The organism is Actinacidiphila sp. bgisy144 (assembly GCF_057708105.1).
Genome location: NZ_JBYIRM010000097.1, coordinates 1 through 1,338 on the forward strand (window position 1 = coordinate 1; position 1,338 = coordinate 1,338).

The 1,338-nt window shown below is 74.1% G+C and carries 3 protein-coding genes; all 3 read right to left on the minus strand.

What is annotated here, in order from left to right; all coding sequences use genetic code 11:
* Nucleotides 1-528: sulfate adenylyltransferase subunit CysD (gene cysD, locus AC3EVP_RS36845; protein ID WP_435138142.1), on the minus strand; the 528-nt coding region annotated here is incomplete at its 3' end.
* 17 nt (nucleotides 529-545) lie between these two features.
* On the minus strand, nucleotides 546-1,082 hold the full coding sequence (gene cysC / locus AC3EVP_RS36850) for an adenylyl-sulfate kinase (protein ID WP_335984543.1): 537 nt from the start codon (nucleotides 1,080-1,082) through the stop codon (nucleotides 546-548).
* A 42-nt stretch (nucleotides 1,083-1,124) separates the two neighbouring features.
* Nucleotides 1,125-1,338: aromatic-ring hydroxylase C-terminal domain-containing protein (locus tag AC3EVP_RS36855; protein WP_488179853.1), on the minus strand; the 214-nt coding region annotated here is incomplete at its 5' end.

The window sequence follows — 1,338 nt, forward strand, 5'->3', positions numbered from 1 at the left end:
CCACAGCTCGGGGCGCTGGCGGCGCGGGTCCCACTGGGAGAACTCGTCGCGCAGCGAGAAGACCCGCTCCTTCGCGCGGGCCTTCTCCTCGTCGCGCCGCCCGCCGCCGAAGACCGCGTCGAAGCGCTGGGCGCGGATGGCATCGGTCAGCGGCACCGTCTGGAGCGGGTTGCGGGTGCCGTCGGGGCGCTCGCGCAGCCGCCCGTCGTCGATGTAGTCCTGCACCTTCGCCACGTGCAGCCGCAGCGAGTGCGCGGCGACGGTCCGGTCGCGGAAGTCCAGCACCTCGGGGAAGTTGTGGCCGGTGTCGACATGCAGCAGCGCGAACGGCACCGCGGCGGGCGCGAACGCCTTGAGCGCCAGGTGCAGCATCACGATCGAGTCCTTGCCGCCGGAGAAGAGGACCACCGGCCGCTCGAACTCGCCCGCGACCTCGCGGAAGATGTGCACCGCCTCGGACTCCAGCACGTCCAGGTGCGTCAGCGTGAAGGGGGCGCCCACGCCCGCGCCCCGGCCGCCGCCCGGCACCCCGGTGCGGGGCGCGTTCACGACAGTCCCCGCTCGGTCAGCAGCGCGTACGCCGACGCGACGGACTCCGGCACCGTCCGGTGCTGCGACGCGATCCGCAGGTCGGGCGCGGCGGGTTCCTCGTACGGGTCGTCCACCCCGGTCAGGCCGGTCAGCTGCCCCGCGGCCTGGCGCGCGTACAGGCCCTTGACGTCGCGCCGCGCGCACACCTCGACCGGCGCGGCCACATGGACCTCGAGGTAGGCGGTGCCGCGCGCCTCGTGGCGTTTGCGGACCGCCTCGCGGCTGTCGGCGTACGGCGCGATCACCGGGACCAGCACCAGCACCCCGTGCGCGGCCAGCAGTTCGGCGACGAAGCCGATCCGCCGCACATTGGTGTCGCGGTCCGCGCGGGAGAAGCCGAGGCCGCTGGAGAGGAAGGCGCGGATCTCGTCGCCGTCCAGCACCTCGACCCGGCGGTCCGCGCCGCGCAGCCGCTCGGCGAGTGCGTACGCGATGGTGGTCTTGCCGGCACTCGGCAGACCCGTGAACCAGACGGTGGCGCCGCGCGTCACGTGTGCCTCCAAGGAGTCGGTGGCCGCCCAGGCGGAGGGCTCCTAGCCCAGCCGGGCGGTGGTGCGGGTGCCGAACCAGTGGGTGAGGGCGTGGGTGAGGTGGTGGGTGGTGCCGGGGGAGGTCCAGGCGGTGTAGCCGTCGGGTCGAATGAGGACGGCGTCCAGGGGGGTGTGCGGGGGGTGGGTCCAGGTGCCGGTGACGGTGTCGACGTGGTCGCTCCAGGCGTCGGCGGTGCGGGCGGTCTGTGTGGCGGTT